The sequence below is a fragment of the Tenacibaculum aiptasiae genome, assembly GCF_965221665.1.
In the GTDB taxonomy this organism is placed as follows: Bacteria; Bacteroidota; Bacteroidia; order Flavobacteriales; family Flavobacteriaceae; genus Polaribacter; species Polaribacter aiptasiae.
Genome location: NZ_CBDCSN010000003.1, coordinates 784,475 through 804,263, shown reverse-complemented (window position 1 = coordinate 804,263; position 19,789 = coordinate 784,475). Strand labels below are relative to the sequence as shown.

Here is a 19,789-nt window from a genome sequence, read left to right as displayed (position 1 = left end):
AACGTTTAAATGATCTTTTGTTGTATTTCAAAAAGCTAAAAATACGTTAATAAAGCTTTTGTTAATTTGCTTTTGTTAATAAATTATGATTCTTTTGTTTTAAATAGAAGTATTTACATATTTTGAATAACCAAAAAACGAACAAGTTAAAGATTATAAATGACCCGATTTATGGATTTATATCCATACCCAATTCATTAATCTTTGACATTATAGAACATCCATATTTCCAGCGTTTAAGAAGAGTTACCCAGATGGGATTATCCAATTTAGTGTATCCTGGGGCAAATCACACTCGTTTTCATCATGCAATTGGTTGTATGCATTTAATGCAAAAAGCTGTACGTATCCTTAGAACAAAAGGAGTAAAAATATCTGATGAAGAAGCAAATGCATTGTACATAGCTATTTTACTACACGATATCGGTCATGGAGCTTTTTCTCACGCTTTAGAGCATAGCATTGTTAATGGAATAACGCATGAAGAAATTTCTTTAAAATTTATGAAAGCGTTAAATAAAGAGTTTGATGGACAATTAAGTTTAGCAATTCAAATTTTTGAAGGAAAATATGACCGAGAATTTTTATACCAGTTGATATCGAGTCAATTAGATATAGACCGTTTAGATTATTTAAAAAGAGATAGTTTTTATACAGGAGTAGCTGAAGGGAATATTTCATCAGATCGTTTGATAACGATGATGAACGTTGTGAATGATGAATTGGTGATAGAGCAAAAAGGAATATATTCTGTAGAAAAATTTATCATAGCGAGACGTTTAATGTATTGGCAAGTTTATTTGCATAAAACAGGTTTGGTTGCAGAAAATACATTGGTGAACGTTTTAAAAAGGGCAAAGGAACTAGCAATGAAAGGTGTTGAATTACCAGCTAGTAAAGCTTTTAAATACTTTTTATATACAAAAATAACAGAAGAGAATTTTACTAATGATACATTAAATATATTCTCAGAGCTGGATGATTATGATGTCATGGCAGCTATTAAAGAATGGGTTAATCATGAGGATTATGTATTATCTTTTTTAGCAAAAATGATTATTCACCGCAATCTTTTAAAAATTGAAATTCAAGGTAAATCTTTTAAAGAAGAATATGAAGAGGAAATTTTTAATAAGGTTTTGAAAAATGAACATGTAACAAAAGAGAACATAAATTATTTTGTAATTTCTAGTAAAGTTAAGCATCAAGCTTACAATACTGATAAGCCTATTAAAATTTATGAAAAAACAGGTGAATTAATAGATATAGCTAAGGCGTCAGACCAATTGAACTTGAAAGCATTAACAAAACCAGTTATAAAACATTACTTGTGTTATCCTAAAAAAATGATTTAATTAAAATCATAAAAAGCACAAAAGAGATGTATTTGAACAAAAATAATTACTTTTGCAGATAATGAAATTTAAAGCAAAACAAATAGCTGATATATTAGAAGGTGAGATTGTAGGGGATCCTAATATAGAAGTAGATAAACTTTCTAAAATAGAAGAAGGCTCAGAAGGGTCTTTAACTTTTTTGTCAAACCCTAAATATAATTCATTTATATATACAACTAATGCTTCTGTGGCGATAGTTAATAAGAGTTTTGAACCAGAAAAAGAGATTGAAACAACATTAATAAAAGTTGATGATGCATATCAATCTTTTTCGAAGTTATTAGAGTTTTATAACGAAGCTAAAAATAATAAACAAGGAAGAGAAAATCCTCATTTTATAGCAGATTCGGCTAAAATAGGATCAAATGAATATATAGGAGCTTATGCTTATATTGGAAATAATGTAGTAATAGGCGAAAATGTAAAGATTTTTCCAAACTCGTATATAGGAGATAACTCTGTAATAGGAGATAATACTGTTATTTTTGCAGGAGTTAAAATTTATTCTGAAACACAAATAGGAAAGAATTGTAAAATACATTCTGGAAGTGTTATTGGAGCTGATGGATTTGGTTTTGCACCTGATGAAAATGGAGAATATAAAGCAATTCCTCAAATAGGAAATGTCATTATTGAAGATAATGTAGATATAGGATCAAACTCTACAATAGATAGAGCTACATTAGGATCAACAGTAATAAGAAAAGGAGTAAAACTTGATAATCAAATACAAGTAGCACATAATGTAGAAATAGGGAAAAATACGGTAATAGCATCTCAATCAGGTATTGCAGGTTCAACAAAGATTGGAGAAAACTGTATGATTGGTGGACAAGTAGGTATTGTAGGACATATTTCTATAGGAAATAATGTGAAAATTCAAGCACAGTCAGGAATAGGTAGAAATTTAAAAGATGGAGATGTAGTACAAGGTACACCAGCCTTTGGATATTCAGATTACAACAAATCCTATGTGTATTTTAAAAAGTTACCAAAACTAGCATCGACAATAGATAAAATTGAAAAAGAGTTCAATGCTCAAAAAATAAAAAATGAGTAAACTACAAAAAACAATACAAAATGAAGTTACATTATCTGGTGTAGGGTTACATACAGGTAATGAAGTTACAATGGTATTTAAACCAGCACCAGTAAATAATGGATTTGCTTTTAAACGTGTTGACTTAGAAGGACAACCAATCATTGAAGCAAAAGCTGATTATGTAACAAATACTCAAAGAGGTACTAATCTTGAGAAGAATGGAGTACAAATTCAAACCTCAGAACATGTTTTAGCAGCGGCAGTAGGTTTGGATATCGATAATTTAATTATCGAAATTAATGCGTCAGAGCCACCAATTATGGATGGTTCTTCTAAGTTTTTTGTTAAAGCATTAGAAGAAGCTGGTATTGTAGAGCAAGATGCAGAAATAGAAGAGTATGTTGTAAAAGAAGTTATATCATACAAAGATGAAACTACTGGAAGCGAAATAATTTTAATGCCTTCAGATGAGTATCAGGTAACTACAATGGTAGATTTTGGAACTAAAATCTTAGGAACTCAAAATGCTACTTTAGATAAAATTTCTGATTTCAAAGAAAATATTTCAGCTGCAAGAACTTTTAGTTTCTTACATGAAATAGAAATGTTGTTAGAAAACGATCTGATTAAAGGTGGAGATTTAAATAATGCTATTGTATATGTTGATAAAGAATTATCAGAGAGTACAACAGAAAAATTAAAGAAGGCCTTTAAAAAAGACGATATAAAAATCAAATCAAATGGAATTCTAGATAATTTAGAATTACATTGGGCTAACGAGGCTGCTCGTCATAAATTATTAGATGTAATTGGTGATTTAGCTTTAGTAGGTACTCGTATTAGAGGTAAAGTAATTGCTAATAAACCAGGACATTTAGTAAATACTTTATTCGCTAAGAAGCTTGCTAAAATTATTAAGAAGGAAAAACGTAACAATGTGCCAACATTTAATTTAAATGAAGAGCCATTAATGGATATTCATAAAATTATGGATATTTTACCACACCGTCCACCATTCTTATTAATTGATAGAATTTTAGAATTATCAGACAAGCATGTAGTAGGGATGAAAAATGTAACAATGAATGAAGATTTCTTTGTTGGACATTTTCCAGGAGCACCAGTAATGCCGGGAGTTTTACAAGTAGAAGCAATGGCTCAGTGTGGAGGAGTATTAGTATTAAATACAGTACCAGATCCAGAAAATTATTTAACTTATTTCATGAAAATGGATAATGTTAAATTCAAACAAAAAGTATTACCAGGAGATACCTTAATTTTTAAAGCAGAATTAATTACTCCAATAAGAAGAGGTATTTGTCATATGCAAGCATATACATATGCGAATGGAAAGATAGTAGCAGAAGCAGAATTAATGGCGCAAATATCAAAAGTAAAATAGTATGAATCAACCACTAGCATACGTACATCCCCAAGCAAAAATTGCTAGAAATGTAGTTATAGAACCTTTTACAACAATTCATGCTAATGTAGAAATTGGCTCAGGAACATGGATTGGTTCCAATGTAACAATTATGGAAGGAGCTCGTATAGGGAAAAATTGTAGAATTTTTCCTGGAGCAGTTATATCAGCTATACCTCAAGATTTAAAGTATAACGATGAGGAAACTACAGTAGAAATAGGTGATAATGTAACTATTCGTGAATGTGTTACAATAAACAGAGGTACTACAGATAGAATGAAAACAGTAGTAGGAGATAATTGTTTAATTATGGCTTATTGCCATATTGCACATGATTGTTTCGTAGGAAATAACTGTATTTTTTCTAACAATACTACTTTAGCAGGTCACGTAAATATTGGAGACAATGTTGTTTTGGCAGGTATGGTAGCGGTACATCAATTTGCATCGGTTGGAAATCATGCTTTTGTAACTGGAGGGTCATTAGTACGTAAAGATGTGCCTCCATATGTAAAAGCAGCAAGAGAGCCTTTGTCGTATGTAGGAATTAATTCAGTAGGGTTAAGAAGGAGAGGATTTACGACTGAAAAAATTAGAGAGATTCAAGATATATTCAGAATATTATTCCAGAAAAATTTCAATAACACTCAAGCAATAGCTATTATTGAAGCAGAAATGGAAGCTACACCTGAAAGAGATGAAATAGTTCAGTTCATAAAAGATTCTCATAGAGGAATTATGAAAGGATATTTTAAAACAAATTAGAATAAAAAATAAGATTGTTTAAAGACTTTGTCGTTAGAACAATTTATAAAACAAACATAAATAGAATGGCTACAACATCAGATATTAAAAACGGATTATGTATGAGATACAACAGCGATATATATAAAGTTGTTGAATTTTTACATGTAAAACCAGGAAAAGGTCCAGCGTTTGTAAGAACTAAGTTAAAAAGTGTTACTAACGGAAAAGTAATTGAAAATACATTTCCTTCAGGAAGAAAGATAGATGCTGTTAGAGTTGAAACACATAAGTTTCAATATTTATATAGTGAAGGAGAAACATTTCACTTCATGAATCAAGTTGATTATTCTCAAATTTCATTAGAAAAAAGTGCTTTAGATGCACCAGAATTAATGAAAGAAGGAGAAATTGTAACTATTATTATTAATTCAGAAGATGAAATGCCTTTAGCTGTTGAAATGCCAGCAAGTGTAATATTAGAAGTAACACATACTGAACCAGGTGTTAAAGGTAATACAGCAACAAACGCTACAAAGCCAGCAACTGTTGAAACTGGAGCACGAGTAAATGTACCTTTATTTATTAATGAAGGAGATAAAATTAAAATAGAAACAACAAAAGGTACGTACCAAGAACGTATCAAAGAATAAAAACAATTCCCGCAAATGCGGGAATTTCTTTTAAATGAAATTTAAGCAAGCACAAACTTTAGAACAAATAGCTACATTATTAAGTGTAGAATTTGTTGGCGACAAAGATTTTCCTGTAAAAGGGATAAATGAAATTCATGTAGTTGAAAAAGGAGATATTGTTTTTGTAGATCACCCAAAGTATTATGATAAAGCTTTAAACTCGGCAGCTACTACAATTCTAATTAATAAAAAAGTAGATTGCCCAGAAGGTAAGTCATTATTAATTTCTGATGATCCGTTTCGTGATTTTAATAAAATTACTAAGCACTACAATCCATTTATAGCTTCTAATAAAAGTATTGCAGATTCAGCAGTAATAGGTGCAGAAACAATAATTCAACCTAATGTATTTGTTGGAGAGAATGTTACTATTGGTAAAAATTGTTTAATTCATGCCAATGTAGTAATTAACAATGATTGTGTAATTGGAGATAATGTAACAATTCATGCCAATACTGTATTAGGAGGAGATGCTTTTTATTATAAAAATAGACCAGAAGGATTTGATAAATTAATTTCTGGAGGTAGAGTTGTAATAAAAAATAATGTAGATTTAGGAGCTTCTTGTACTATAGATAGAGGAGTAACTGGTGATACAACTATAGGTAAAGGAACTAAGATTGATAATCAAGTACATATTGGACATGACACTGTTATAGGTGAAAAATGTTTAATCGCAGCTCAAACAGGTATTGCAGGTTGTACGGTAATAGAAGATGAAGTAACTATCTGGGGGCAAGTAGGAATAGTTAGTGGTTTAACTATAGAAAAAGGAACAGTATTAATGGCGCAAACAGGAGTTTCAAAGTCTTTAAAGAAAGGAACTTATTATGGAACACCGCAAAGAGAATACCGTCAAACATTGCGTGAAGTTATCTATTTAAAAAACGCAACAAAACCAAATAAAAAGTAACGTAAATTTAATTGTGAAAAAACAATTAATAAACTATTTTTGTCTGACTTAAAAATAAATAAAAAACAAACCAATGAGTGTTTTAGTAAATAAAGATTCGAAAATTATTGTACAAGGATTTACTGGTAGTGAAGGAACTTTTCACGCAGGTCAAATGATTGACTATGGAACTAACATCGTAGGAGGTGTTACACCAGGTAAAGGAGGTCAAGAACATTTAGGTAAGCCAGTTTTTAACACAGTTGCTGAAGCTGTTGAAAAAGCAGGAGCTGATACTTCTATTATTTTTGTACCACCAGCATTTGCTGCTGATGCAATTATGGAATCTGCTGAAGCAGGAATCAAAGTAATTATTTGTATTACTGAAGGAATTCCTACAGCTGATATGGTTAAGGTAAAAGCTTACATTGATAACTTAGATTGTACTTTAGTAGGACCTAACTGTCCAGGTGTAATTACACCAGATGAAGCTAAGGTTGGAATTATGCCAGGATTTATCTTCAAAAAAGGAAAAGTAGGAATCGTTTCTAAATCAGGTACTTTAACGTATGAAGCTGCTGACCAAGTTGTAAAACAAGGATTTGGAATTACTACAGCAATTGGTATTGGTGGAGATCCAATCATTGGAACAACTACAAAAGAAGCTGTTGAGTTATTAATGAATGACGACGAAACTGAAGCAATCGTAATGATTGGTGAAATCGGAGGAAACTTAGAAGCAGAAGCGGCTCGTTGGATTAAAGCTGATGGTAATCGTAAACCAGTTATTGGTTTTATCGCAGGTCAAACTGCACCAGCGGGAAGAACAATGGGACACGCTGGAGCAATTGTAGGAGGAGCTGACGATACTGCACAAGCAAAAATGAAGATTTTAGCAGAAAATGGAGTACACGTAGTAGAGTCTCCGGCTAAAATTGGTGAAATGGTAGCAAAAGCCTTAGCATAGTTTTTTTGTAAAAAACTGTTAAAAAGGTAAAATATATTTCTCTAAAATCCGTTGAATTTGTAAATTCAACGGATTTTTTAATTTAATCAAACACAAATACAAATGAAAACATTTAAATTGCTATTATTTAGCATGTTACTTGTTTCTGTCGTGAGTTGTAAAAAAACAACTGCCTCTACAGCAAATGAAGTAATAACTGAACAACACACAAGTCAAGACGGTTTTAAATATGAAACCGTAACTAATGATCCAACAGGATTACGATTATACACTTTAGACAATGGTTTAAAAGTATATTTAAGTAAAAACACTGATGAACCAAAAATCCAAACTTACATAGCAGTAAGAGCAGGTTCAAACTATGATCCAAAAAACTCAACAGGTTTAGCTCACTATTTAGAGCACATGGTTTTTAAAGGAACTCACAAAATTGGTACTGCTGATTGGGAGAAGGAAAAAGAGTATTTGAAACAAATTTCTGATTTATACGAAAAGCATAGAGCAGAAGAGGATCCAGAAAAGAAGTTAGCTATTTATAAAGAAATAGATAAAGTATCTTTAGAAGCTTCTAATTATTCAGTCGCAAATGAGTATGATAAAATGACAGCTTCTTTAGGAGCTACAGGAACAAATGCTCATACTTGGTTCGAAGAAACAGTTTATAAGAACAAAATACCAGCTAACGAGTTAGATAAATGGTTAGATTTAGAAGCTGAGCGTTTTAGTACGTTAGTATTACGTTTATTCCATACAGAATTAGAAGCTGTATTTGAGGAGTTTAACAGAGGACAAGACAATGATTTTAGAAAACGTTATGCAGCAATGTTAGACGGGTTATTTCCAAAGCACCCTTACGGACAACAAACTACTATTGGTACTGGGGAGCACTTAAAGAATCCTTCAATGGTAGATATTCATAACTATTTTGATAAATATTATGTGCCAAATAACATGGCTGTAGTTTTAGTTGGAGATTTAGATTTTGATGCTACAATTAAGAAAGTAAACGAAACTTTCGGAAAGTTTGAGAAAAAAGAATTAAAGCACCCAGTTTTACCAAAAGAGGATCCAATTACTCAACCTATTATTAAAGAAGTATTTGGACCAACTTCAGAATCAGTATCTATTGCTTATAGATCAGGAGGAGTTAATACTGAAGAGGAAAAATTTGTTACTCTTTGTGATATGATTATGGCAAATGGTAATGCAGGTTTAATCGATTTAAACTTAAACCAAAAGCAAGCTGTACAAAGAGCAAGCTGTTCACCTACATTCTTAAATGATTATGGATATCATTCTTTCTCAGGAAATCCAAAATCAGGACAATCTTTAGATGAAGTAAAAGATTTATTATTAGAACAAATCGAAAAATTAAAGAAAGGTGAGTTTGAAGAATGGATGATTGAAGCTGTAGTTAACGACTTAAAATTAAGTCAAACTCGTCAATATGAGAATAATACAGCGTTAGCTAGTGCATATTTTAATGCGTTTATCCACCATGAAAACTGGGCAGATAAAGTAAAATTCTTAGAAGATTTAAAGAAAATTTCTAAAAAAGAATTAGTAGACTTTGCTAATAAATTTTACCAAAATAATTACGTTGTAACATACAAACGTAAAGGAGAAGATAAGAACATTGTAAAAGTTCAAAACCCAGGAATTACTCCTGTTAAATTAAACAGAGATAAGAGTTCTGAATTCTTAAAAGAGTTTAATAAGAAAAAATCAGCACCATTACAACCTAAGTTTGTTGATTATAAAACAGCTATTAAGGAAACAAAAATGGCTAATGATATTAAAGTATCATATGTTTTAAATGAAAACAATGATTTATTTGACTTAAATATCATTTTTGATATGGGTAAAGACAATGACAAAAAGTTAAGTCTTGCTGCTGGATACCTTGAATATCTTGGAACTGACAAGTATTCTGCTGAACAAATTAAAAAAGAGTTTTATAAGTTAGGAGTAGATTATTATGTAATTGCTCAAGATGATAAAACTTATGTAGGTTTAAGAGGATTAAAAGAAAACTTACCTAAAGGATTAGAGTTATTAGAGCACTTATGGGATAATGCAAAAGCTGACCAAGATGCTTATAATAAATATGTTGAGAAAATTTATAAAGGTCGTTTAGATGGTAAAACTCAAAAAGGAAACATTCTTTGGAGTGGATTATATAGCTATGGTAAATATGGTGAAAACTCTCGTTTAAGAGATATCATGCAAATTGATGAGTTAAAAGCTATTAACCCAGAAGATTTAGTGAACATTGTTAAAGGAATGAAAAATTACAAGCAGCGTATTTTTTACTATGGTAAAGATGTAGATGCAGCTGTAACAGCTTTAAACAATTCCCACAAAATTTATGGAGAATTAAAAGATTATCCAGAAGCTAAAAAGTATGAAGAATTAAAAACTGGTGGTAATGTATTCTATACAAACTACGATATGGTTCAAACAGAAATGATTTTCTTAGCAAAAGGAGAGCCTTTCAAGCCAGAAAATTTAGCAGCTTCAACTTTATTTAATACATATTTCGGAAGCGGATTATCATCAATTGTATTCCAAGAAATTAGAGAAAGTAAGTCTTTAGCTTATTCAGCATTTGCTTCATATAGTAATGCAAGAAAGAAAGATGATCCTAACTATGTATTGGCATATGTTGGTACTCAGGCAAATAAATTATCACAAGCAGTAGATGCTATGATGGATTTAATGAACAACATGCCTGAAGCAGAAAAGCAATTTAATGCAGCTAAAAATGCTACATTAAAGAAATTAGCAGCTCAAAGAATTACAAAATCTAATATTTTCTGGTCTTATGAAAGATTAAAGAATTTAGGAATTGATAATGACAACAGAGAAGAGATGTACAATACTATTAAGAATATGACTATCGAAGATTTAAAAGCATTTTTCGATAAAAACGTTAAAGGAGAGTCATATAACGTAATGGTAATTGGAAATAAAAAAGACTTAGATGTTAAGTCATTACAAAAATTAGGTAAGATTCAAGAGTTAGATGTTGATTACTTATTTAATTATGTAAATGAAAAAAAGATAAAGTCTTAGTAAAATAAAAATTTATCTACTTAAAATCCTGCTAAAGATTATTTTTTAGCAGGATTTTATTTTTATATTTGACCTATTAAAACAACTAATAAATGAGACTTTTAGAAAATAAAACAGCAATTATTACAGGAGCTACCAGAGGAATTGGTAGAGGGATTGCTTTAGAGTTTGCAAATCAGGGATGTAATGTTGCATTTACTTATAGTTCATCTGTTGATGCAGCAGTTGCATTAGAAAAAGAATTGGCAGAATTAGGAGTAAAATCAAAAGGATATCAATCAAATGCAGCTGAATTTGATGCGGCTCAAGAGTTGGCAAAAAATGTTTTAGAAGAATTCGGATCTATTGATGTATTAGTAAATAACGCAGGTATTACTAAAGATAATTTATTAATGCGTATTTCTGAAGATGATTTTGATAAAGTAATTCAAGTAAATTTAAAATCTGTATTCAATTTAACCAAAGCTGTTATTCGTCCAATGATGAAACAAAGAGCAGGTTCTATTATTAATATGAGTTCTGTTGTTGGGTTAAAAGGAAATGCAGGTCAAGCAAATTATGCTGCTTCAAAAGCAGGAATTTTAGGATTTTCAAAATCTGTAGCTTTAGAATTAGGATCTCGTAATATTAGAAGTAACGTAGTTGCTCCTGGTTTTATTGAAACAGAAATGACAGCTAAATTAGATGAGAAAGTTGTAGAAGGTTGGAGAAATGAAATCCCTTTAAAAAGAGGAGGTACTCCAAAAGATATTGCAAACGCATGTGTATTCTTAGCTTCTGATATGAGTGCTTATGTAACTGGACAAACTTTATCTGTAGACGGAGGAATGTTAACATAGGAATATTAGCTTTTAAAAAAGCTAGTTCAATTAAATAAAAAAAGCCTGTATCATTTTTTTGATACAGGCTTTTTAACTTAAAGGGTATCTTGGAGGGGGCCAAGATGATAAGGGGTTTCTTGAGGGAATCAAGAAGATAAATATTTTCTTAGTAGGGGTCTAAGAAAAGAGGGGTTTTTCTTAGAGGGGTGATTGTCTAATTAAGGGGCAGGGAAAATATTTTTACACTATCTTTTTTTATAGTCCTCAAAAGTGCCATCTTCATATAGCACAACAATGTTTTTAATTTTTTTATCTAGTATTCTCTGTTGCTCCTGTATGGAAATATTTTCGTTTTTTTTTGAAATATCGTCAGGAGAGGGATTTGAAAATAATGATGGAGAAGTGGTAGTTTCTTCAACATTTGTAAAATTTTCTTTTATAGTATTCGGAAAATTACCTTTACCATATACTAACCAATCTAATTCTACTTCTTCAAAAGCCTTTTCAACTTTTATAATAAAATCCAAGCTTGGTTTATTTCTTCCAGAGAGCAGGTGAGAAATACTCGATCTTGGTACATCAATTCTATCAGCAAAACTTGAAGCTGTTAAATTGTAATAGTCTAATATGCTTTTTAATCTCTCTATCATTTACAATTGTGAACGTATAATTATTGTTTACGTTTGTAAATATATATAGATTTACTTTTGTAACCAAATATATTTAAATATTTCTTATAAAAAGGGTGTTTTAACCCTAAAAAACACTTTATTTAATAGTATTTAATAATCTAATAAACAGTTAGTTAGGTGTTTTGCATAAAAAAAAGTTATATAGCGCTAAAAATCAAATATTTAATTAATAAAATACTAGTATACACTTGTAACATACTTAAAAACACGGTTATTTAAGGTATTCATAAGCTTTACATATGTAATTTTATTAAAGATAAGTGTATGAGATACATATAATACCTAATATGATAGTATAGAATCTATTAAAAGACTTAAAAACTCATAAAAATAGTGTGATTGATCTAATCAAAAAGTGATAATTGATGGTTTACAATTGTAAAAAAGAAGTTAGTTTATAAATGTAACAGTAAAAACTGTGTTGCCTGGCTTAGATTTAAACTGTATAATACTATTATGAGCTTCTATTATACTCTTACTTAATGTTAGTCCAATACCAGAGCCATCTTTTCGTGTAGTGAAGTAAGGAACGAATATATTATCCTTAATCTCTTCTGAAATGCCTATACCGTTATCTTTAACCCTTAAATAGGGCTTATTAGCCTTATTAACGTCTATTTCTATTGTTATTACTGGGTTATCTATACCTTCTAAAGCATGCAACGCATTCGATATTAAGTTTATAATTACTTGCTCTATTTGCTCTTTATCTGCATAAATTTCATTGTTTACATTTGTAAACTTATCTAATTTGATGTTTTTCGACTGAAATTCTTTGTTAAATAAGTTTAACGTATTATCCACAAGCGAAACTAAATTTAGTTTTTGCTTATTTGGTAATGGAAGTTCTGCTAGCTTTCTATAAGTGTCTACAAAGGAAGTTAAATGTTTAGAACGTTTTTTTATAATTTTTAAACCAGTTGATAATTCTTCTAATGTTTCCTCATCTACTTCATCTTGAATTAAATCTTCTAAATTTTCAGCTAAACTACTTATAGGTGTTATGGTATTGATAATTTCATGAGACATTACATTCATTAATTTATACCAAGCTTCTTTTTCTTTTTTATTAATTAATTGTTGGATGGTTTCCAGAGTTATAACTAAATACTGATCTTCATTTGTTTGTGTAACTGAACTTTTAAAAAAGAAATCTTCTTCCTTATTATTTACTTTTAAAGAGATCGTATGCTTTAAGTGCTTCCATTCAGAAATAAATTCTGACAAATTTCCAATTCTATTTTTTAACAAATTCCAATTATAAAACTTAGGAATTTTTAAAAAATCAATAAAGGCTTTGTTTATTTGAAATACATCAATAGTATCTTCAGGATCTTTTCTTAATATAAGAACACCAATAGTTAAGCTTTCTATTATATTACTAAAAATTAATGTTTCTGAAGTTGTCTGTAAACTTAACTTTCTATGTTTCTCTAGTAATAGAGCTGTTTTATTAAATAAAGGGGTTTCTCTTTTTTCTTTAGAAATAGTATTAGAATAGTCGTTGTTTAATAAGCAATCAATAGATTTTTCTATATCAGCAAACAATTTTTTTAAAAAATCGATAAACAGAAATATTTGAAAAACAAATATTAACGAAAAACCAACACTATTGGCTATTAAACCTTTAGTATAAGTATAAAAAATAATGATTCCATTAATTGTCAGAAATAGAATTCGTAGTATTATCTGTGTAAGTTGTGATTTTCCCAAAATTAAAGTCCAAATTTTTCTAAGCGTCTGTAAAGAGCTGCTCTTGTTAAACCTAAATCTTTTGAAGCTTTAGAAATATTACCTTGATGTTTATTCATAGCTTGTTGAATTAGCATTTTTTCAGTTTCTTCTAAATTAAGATTATCACCTAAAGATACATTCAATTTCTTTGTAGAAAAATGTAAATCTTCTAATTGAATAGTATTAGAATCGGTAATAATCACGGCACGTTCAATAATATGTTCTATTTCTCTAATATTACCAGGCCACTGATAATTTTTCATAGCATTGATAGCTTCCTTTGAAAATTCAATTATACTTTTTCTATATTTTTTAGAAAGCTTTTTCAAAAAGTGATTAGCTAATAATAAAATATCATCTTTTCTTTCTCGTAATGAAGGTAGATTTAGTTCTATGGTATTAATTCTAAACAATAAATCTTGTCTAAAACTTTGTTCTTCAACCATGTCATGAATTGGAGCATTAGTAGCACAGATGATTCTTACATCAATATCACGTTGTGTACCTTCACCTAATCGTGTAATTTTTCTGTTCTGAATAACAGTTAATAGTTTAGCTTGTAAGTGGAGTGGGAGGTTGCCTATTTCATCTAAAAAAATTGTTCCTCCCTTGGCCAATTCAAAACGTCCTAAAGTATCTTTTTGAGCTCCTGTAAAAGCACCTTTTGCATAACCAAATAACTCGCTTTCAAATAAATTTTCGTTTAAAGAACCTAAATCAACATGAATAAAAGGATGATTCTTTCTTTCAGATAATAAATGAATTTCCTTAGCAAACACGTATTTACCTGTACCGTTTTCACCTAATATTAAAATATTAGCATCGGTTGGAGCTACCTTTTGCATTAACTTCATTGCTGATTTCATCGCTGGAGAATTTCCAATAATATGTTCTGTTTGTTTATGGAAATCTTTATCCTGTTGTTCTTGAACTGTAGAAAGTTGAGAAGTTTTTCTTAGAGAACGAGCTAATTCAACACCAGCATTTACAACACCATACAGCTTTTCTGTTTTCCAAGGCTTTAAAATAAAATCGGTAGCACCTTGTTTTATAGCATCAACAGCTAAATTGACCGATCCGAAAGCCGTCATTAGAATAACCGTAGTTTCAGGACTAATCTCTTTTATTTGTTTTAACCAATACAGTCCTTCTTTACCATCCTCAAAACCAATCCTATAGTTCATATCAAGTAATACAACATCAATAGTAGCATTGGTTAAATGATTACTAATTTTCTTAGGGTTGTTTGTAGTGATAATTTCTGAAAAATATTTTTTCAAGCTTATTCTAGCCGAAAATAGAATATCATCGTCGTCATCTACAATTAAAATAGTTGCATCTTTTTTTCTCATAATATTACATAATTACATAGTTGTTTGAATTTGGACAAATAAATGTTCGTTTTTGAACACTTAATTTTTGTTTTAAAAACATAACTCACTGATTTTTAATATTTTACATATTTATTCTTTTTGTGGCACATTTATCGTCTTAACTAGGTCAAACAAAGCAATTTATAATGGATAAGAAGATTAAACCAAAAAATAAAAAGAAGAAAAAAATGATTTTATGGGGTGTTCCAATAGTGTTATTACTAGCAATAATTCTAATGAACCTTACACGTAAAAGCCAAATAAATTTGAAGCGTATGGATATGAGTATACGTGAGGTAAAGAGTGGAGATTTTGAAGATGTTGTTTTATTTAATAGTACTGTAGAACCAAAAACATCGGTTTTAGTAAATGTAATTCAAGGAGGTTCAGTATCAGAAATTTTTGTTGAAAGTGGACAAATGATAAAAAAAGGAACTCCTTTACTTAGAGTATACAATCCAAATGCAGAATTAAATTACTTAACTCAAGAAACAGCAATTATTGAACAAATAAATAATTTAAGAAATATTAGAGTTAGTATTAAGAATCAGCAGTTAACACTAGATCAACAATTGTTAAGTATTGATAACGATTTTAAAAACGCTAAAAGACAATACGACTTAGATAAAAAACTTTTTGACAAAGGAGTAGTCGCACAGAATGATTATCAAAAAACAGCACAACAATTTCAGTTTCAGAAAGAAAGAAAAAACGTTATAAAACAAAGTGTTAGCGAGGAAAAAAAGAGTAGAGATACTCAACTATTGAGGATAAATACTTCGATAACCAATATGCAAAAGAGTTTGGAATTACTTAGAAAGAACAAAGAAAACTTTACAGTTAAAGCTCCTGTTGATGGATTGCTATCTTCTTTTAATCCAATTTTAGGAGAAAATTATAATCAAGGACAACCAATTGGAAAAGTAGATGTGTTAGATGGTTATAAGTTAATGGCAAAAGTAGATGAATACTACATTGCAAAATTGAATGAAGGTATTAAAGGGAATGTTGCTATCAATGCTAAAAATTATGAAATCAAACTTTCAAAAATACAACCAGAAGTAGTTAACGGACAGTTTCAAATAGAGTTACAATTTCAAAAAGACTCATTACCTAAGGACGTAAAAAGAGGAATGTCTTTAAAAAGTAAGGTCTTTTTATCAAATAATAGTAAAGCTTTGTTAATACCTAAAGGACAGTTCTATCACTCAACAAATGGAAAATGGGTTTTTGTATTAAACTCAGACAACAAAGCTGTTAAGCGAAATGTAAAAATAGGAAGAGAGAATCCTTTTTATTATGAAGTATTAGAAGGTTTAAAAGAAGGTGATAAGGTAATTACTTCTAATTACGACGATTTTAAAAATGTAGAAGAAATAAATATTCAAGAATAATAAAATGATGCTTAGATTAAGCATATTTTTAATACTGATATTTATGGTTTCTTGCGCACCAAAAATATCTTATAATAACATAAGCGCTAGAGATTGGAGTATTCAAAAAGAAAAAGAAGAACTCGATGCATCATTCAGCTATTTCTCAGGTAGTGTATATCAAGACATAGCAATAGAAAAGGATGGTGAATTAAAGTTAATCTGGAATACCAATTTAGAAAAGGGAGCTATAGAATTCTCACTGATTGATACTAAAGGGGAAAAACTATGGAATTCAACAAAACAAATAAAAAATGGAACTAAAGAAGTAAATGTTCCAATAACAGAAAAAGGAATTTATAAAATAGGAGTAAAAGGATATGATGCTTCTGGAAAATTTGATTTAAAATGGAAATAAAAAATAACAAAATGATAGCAATAAAAGAATTAACTAAAGTATATAGAACTGAAGATGTTGAAACTACAGCATTAAACGCATTAAGTTTAGAAGTAAAAGAAGGAGAATTTGTTTCTATAATGGGAGCTTCTGGTTGTGGAAAATCAACTTTATTAAATATAATTGGTTTGTTAGATGCACCTGATGGAGGAAGTTATTTGTTTGATGAAACTGAAGTTGCAAACTATACAGAAAAAGAAAGAGCAAGTTTACGTAAAGCTAATATAGGTTTCGTTTTTCAAAATTTTAATTTAATAGATGAGCTTACAGTTTATGAAAATGTTGAATTACCATTAATCTATAATAATGTAAAATCATCAGAACGTAAGCAAAGAGTAAATGAAATATTAGAGCGTATTGGAATAGCACATAGAGGTAAACATTATCCATTGCAATTATCTGGAGGTCAGCAGCAAAGAGTAGCGGTAGCTAGAGCATTAGTTACGAAGCCAAAATTGATTCTTGCCGATGAACCTACAGGAAATTTAGATAGTAAAAACGGAAATGAAGTCATGGAATTATTAACAGAATTACATGCAAGTGGAGCTACCATTATCATGGTAACGCACTCTTCATACGACGCTCAATTTTCATCAAGAATAGTTACATTAAAAGATGGGGAAATTGTTTCAGAAAAGAAAAATGAACACAAAGTAGACATTTTGATTCAATAAAAAAGTTACTATGATACAAACGTGGTTTAAAATATTTTATAGAAACAGTAAGAAAAACTGGCTGAACATTTTGATTAATGTTTTAGGATTAACTTTAGGATTAGCAGGTTTACTTATAGTACTACTTTATTTTCAAGATGAAAAAGGTTATAATAGTAAAAACCCTAATAAAGAATCTATTTACAGAGTAGTACACAAAATGTCTGATGGTGATATTTGGACGAGTAGTACTGCTGTAGAAGGAGCTAAATATAAAGAAGAAATTCCAGAAATTACTTCTGTATACATGTCTAATGATTGGTATGAAAGTAGTTTACTAATAGCAGCAGGGAAAAAAGTTTATTCTAGAGACATCTTAATGGGGCAACCGAACTTTTTTGAATTCTTTCCTTTTGAAGTGGTAAAAGGAAGTGTGGAAGATTTTGAGAAAGTAAGAAATCATATGGCGCTTTCAGAGGAAAAAGCAAAAGCACTTTTTGGAAATGTGTCTTTGGCTTTGGGAGAAACAGTAGAAATAAACAAAAGAGTATACAAAGTAGCTTTAGTTTATAAAATTACAGGGAAACATTACTACATGCCACAAATAGTAGTACAATACGAGAAAGAGCCGAAAGGGCATTGGGGTAATTTTTCTTTTGGATTATTTATTAAAACTACTCAAAATGCTGAGAGTAATAGTTTAATTGAAAAAATGGATAATATTTGGTTTACAAGCCAAGTAGAACCAGAGGCAAAAAGAGATGGAATTTCAACACAAGAGTGGGAAGAAAAATACGGAACAAAAGTATTATTAGAATCTTTAACAGATATTCGTTTAAAGTCTTTAGGTACAGATGCTGGTCCAGAAGGAAAAGGAAACTATCAGTTAATACTTATCATGTTAACCTTATCAATTTTATTGATTATCATTTCATGTGTAAACTTTATTAATTTATCTACAGCATCAGCAACTCAAAGGGCTAAAGAAGTTGGAGTTAAAAAAACATTAGGATTATCAAAGTTGACTTTAACACGTCAGTTTGTTTTAGAAATAGTTCTTCAAGGAATAATAGCCTTTGTACTAGCAGTCATATTAGTAGAACTGTTGTTACCATATTTTAATGACTTTATGCGAAAAAGTATTTCAATTGCAGATGGAACTGCTATATATCAAGTAGCTATAATAGCTGTTGTAATATCATTCATTATTGGAAATATACCAGCAGTTTATTTAGCTAATTTCAAATCGGTAGAAGTCCTTAAAGGAAATATTTCACGAAGTAAAAGAGGAAGACTTGCTAGAAGTATAATGTTAGGATTTCAGTTTTTAATCTCAGGATTCTTTTTAATTGGCTCATTAATAATTTATAAGCAAGTAAATTATATGATGAATAAAGATTTAGGATATAATGGAAATCAAGTAATTACGGTTTCTCTAAACGATCCAGAAAACAGATATAAAAAGTATCTGTTGGCTAAAAAAGAATTAATCAAACATCCAAATATTGAAGTTGTAACTAGTAATTATTTCTTACCTGGTGGAGGTAATTCCAACTCAACTAATGTAGGATATAAAGATTTATCTGTTCAAACCAATAGTAATGCAATGGATTTTGAATACATGGATATGGTAGATATGAAAGTAATTAAAGGTAGAGGGTTACAAGCTAACTTGGCATCAGATACTATTAAAAATGTATTGATAAATGAAACATTAGCCAAAGCATTTGGAATTTACGATAATCCACTAGGAAAGAAAATTAGTACAGGTTTTAGTTCTGAAGATAATGATGGTAAAAACTTAAATGTTATAGGAATGGTTAAAGATTATCATATCTATGGAATGGATGCCAAAATACCACCAATTATAATGATGCATTGGAATTCTTTTGATTGGATGAAACAAAATTTTTGGGTTGTTCAGTTTAAAATTAAGTCTAATGATATAGAAAAAACCATTGCAGATATTGAAGATTATTGGAAGCAAAATGTAGAACAAGGATATCCTTTTAGTTATCAGTTTTTAAATAAACGTTTTGCTCGTACATATCGAAAATACCAAAACCAAAAAACAATTTTTACTGTACTTACTGTAATTGTAATAGTGATATCACTTTTAGGATTGTTTGCTTTAGCAACATTAAGTATTCAACAAAGGTTAAAAGAAGTTGCGATACGTAAAACATTAGGTGCGAGTGTGCAGGAAATTATGTATCAATTGATTAAAAACTTTGTGAGAATAGTATTAATAGCTTCAATAATATTAATTCCAGTAGCATATTATTTTATGCAAAGTTGGCTAGAAAATTTTGTCTATCGTATAGATATGCCTTTATTACCATACTTAATAACACCAATAATATTGATGATTTTAGTGTTTTTAGTAGTAGGATTAAAAGCTTTTAAAGCAACAAAAGTAGATTTAATTAAATACCTAAAATTCGAATAGT

General features: G+C 29.7%; 16 protein-coding genes. 13 read left to right on the top strand and 3 right to left on the bottom strand.

Annotated elements, in window-relative coordinates:
• Positions 1-122 precede the first annotated feature (122 nt).
• From ACOQN8_RS15580 to fabG, 9 genes are all read left to right on the top strand, one after another.
• Complete coding sequence (locus ACOQN8_RS15580) at positions 123-1,355, top strand: HD domain-containing protein (RefSeq protein ID WP_420553372.1); 1,233 nt, start codon at positions 123-125, stop codon at positions 1,353-1,355.
• Between the two features lie 61 nt (positions 1,356-1,416).
• Positions 1,417-2,457 carry a UDP-3-O-(3-hydroxymyristoyl)glucosamine N-acyltransferase gene (gene lpxD, locus ACOQN8_RS15575; RefSeq protein WP_420553371.1) on the top strand — a complete coding sequence of 347 codons (1,041 nt, stop codon included), beginning with the start codon at positions 1,417-1,419 and terminating at the stop codon, positions 2,455-2,457.
• Positions 2,450-3,841 carry a bifunctional UDP-3-O-[3-hydroxymyristoyl] N-acetylglucosamine deacetylase/3-hydroxyacyl-ACP dehydratase gene (locus ACOQN8_RS15570; RefSeq protein WP_272149303.1) on the top strand — a complete coding sequence of 464 codons (1,392 nt, stop codon included), beginning with the start codon at positions 2,450-2,452 and terminating at the stop codon, positions 3,839-3,841. The genes lpxD and ACOQN8_RS15570 overlap by 8 nt, the downstream gene beginning before the upstream one ends.
• Before the next feature lies 1 nt (position 3,842).
• Positions 3,843-4,628, top strand: a complete 786-nt coding sequence (gene lpxA, locus ACOQN8_RS15565; protein WP_272149302.1) for an acyl-ACP--UDP-N-acetylglucosamine O-acyltransferase — start codon at positions 3,843-3,845, stop codon at positions 4,626-4,628.
• Between the two features lie 65 nt (positions 4,629-4,693).
• Entirely contained in the window at positions 4,694-5,260 is a 567-nt protein-coding gene (gene efp, locus ACOQN8_RS15560; RefSeq protein WP_272149301.1) for an elongation factor P, read from the top strand.
• A gap of 34 nt (positions 5,261-5,294) precedes the next feature.
• A complete protein-coding gene (locus ACOQN8_RS15555) occupies positions 5,295-6,215 on the top strand; it encodes a UDP-3-O-(3-hydroxymyristoyl)glucosamine N-acyltransferase (RefSeq protein WP_272149300.1) in 921 nt (306 codons plus the stop codon).
• A gap of 73 nt (positions 6,216-6,288) precedes the next feature.
• Entirely contained in the window at positions 6,289-7,161 is an 873-nt protein-coding gene (gene sucD, locus ACOQN8_RS15550) for a succinate--CoA ligase subunit alpha (protein WP_150898576.1), read from the top strand.
• Positions 7,162-7,263: 102 nt separating this feature from the next.
• Positions 7,264-10,236, top strand: coding sequence for a M16 family metallopeptidase (locus ACOQN8_RS15545; protein WP_420553370.1), 2,973 nt, complete (start codon positions 7,264-7,266; stop codon positions 10,234-10,236).
• Between the two features lie 92 nt (positions 10,237-10,328).
• Positions 10,329-11,075, top strand: coding sequence for a 3-oxoacyl-[acyl-carrier-protein] reductase (gene fabG, locus ACOQN8_RS15540; protein ID WP_150898578.1), 747 nt, complete (start codon positions 10,329-10,331; stop codon positions 11,073-11,075).
• Positions 11,076-11,302: 227 nt separating this feature from the next.
• Here fabG and ACOQN8_RS15535 read toward each other — a convergent pair whose 3' ends face one another.
• The 3 genes from ACOQN8_RS15535 to ACOQN8_RS15525 all read right to left on the bottom strand — a co-directional run bounded on the left by ACOQN8_RS15535 (position 11,303) and on the right by ACOQN8_RS15525 (position 14,835).
• Positions 11,303-11,707 carry a helix-turn-helix domain-containing protein gene (locus ACOQN8_RS15535; protein WP_420553369.1) on the bottom strand — a complete coding sequence of 135 codons (405 nt, stop codon included), beginning with the start codon at positions 11,705-11,707 and terminating at the stop codon, positions 11,303-11,305.
• A gap of 432 nt (positions 11,708-12,139) precedes the next feature.
• On the bottom strand, positions 12,140-13,462 hold the full coding sequence (locus tag ACOQN8_RS15530; RefSeq protein ID WP_420553368.1) for a sensor histidine kinase: 1,323 nt from the start codon (positions 13,460-13,462) through the stop codon (positions 12,140-12,142).
• Positions 13,463-13,464: 2 nt separating this feature from the next.
• The gene (locus ACOQN8_RS15525; RefSeq protein ID WP_420553367.1) at positions 13,465-14,835 is read right to left on the bottom strand and encodes a sigma-54-dependent transcriptional regulator; all 1,371 of its coding nucleotides are present in this window, start codon (positions 14,833-14,835) and stop codon (positions 13,465-13,467) included.
• Between the two features lie 167 nt (positions 14,836-15,002).
• On the opposite strand from ACOQN8_RS15525, the gene ACOQN8_RS15520 reads away from it, so the two are divergent.
• From ACOQN8_RS15520 to ACOQN8_RS15505, 4 genes are read left to right on the top strand one after another with little or no spacing between them, the layout of a single operon-like run.
• Positions 15,003-16,250, top strand: coding sequence for an efflux RND transporter periplasmic adaptor subunit (locus ACOQN8_RS15520; protein WP_420553366.1), 1,248 nt, complete (start codon positions 15,003-15,005; stop codon positions 16,248-16,250).
• A gap of 4 nt (positions 16,251-16,254) precedes the next feature.
• Positions 16,255-16,647, top strand: a complete 393-nt coding sequence (locus ACOQN8_RS15515) for a hypothetical protein (RefSeq protein WP_420553365.1) — start codon at positions 16,255-16,257, stop codon at positions 16,645-16,647.
• Positions 16,648-16,658: 11 nt separating this feature from the next.
• Positions 16,659-17,360: an ABC transporter ATP-binding protein gene (locus ACOQN8_RS15510; protein WP_420553364.1), complete on the top strand. Its 702-nt coding sequence runs from the start codon at positions 16,659-16,661 to the stop codon at positions 17,358-17,360.
• Positions 17,361-17,370: 10 nt separating this feature from the next.
• Positions 17,371-19,788 (top strand): ABC transporter permease, encoded by a 2,418-nt coding sequence (locus ACOQN8_RS15505; protein ID WP_420553363.1) that lies wholly within the window; start codon positions 17,371-17,373, stop codon positions 19,786-19,788.
• The last annotated feature ends 1 nt before the right edge of the window (position 19,789 follow it).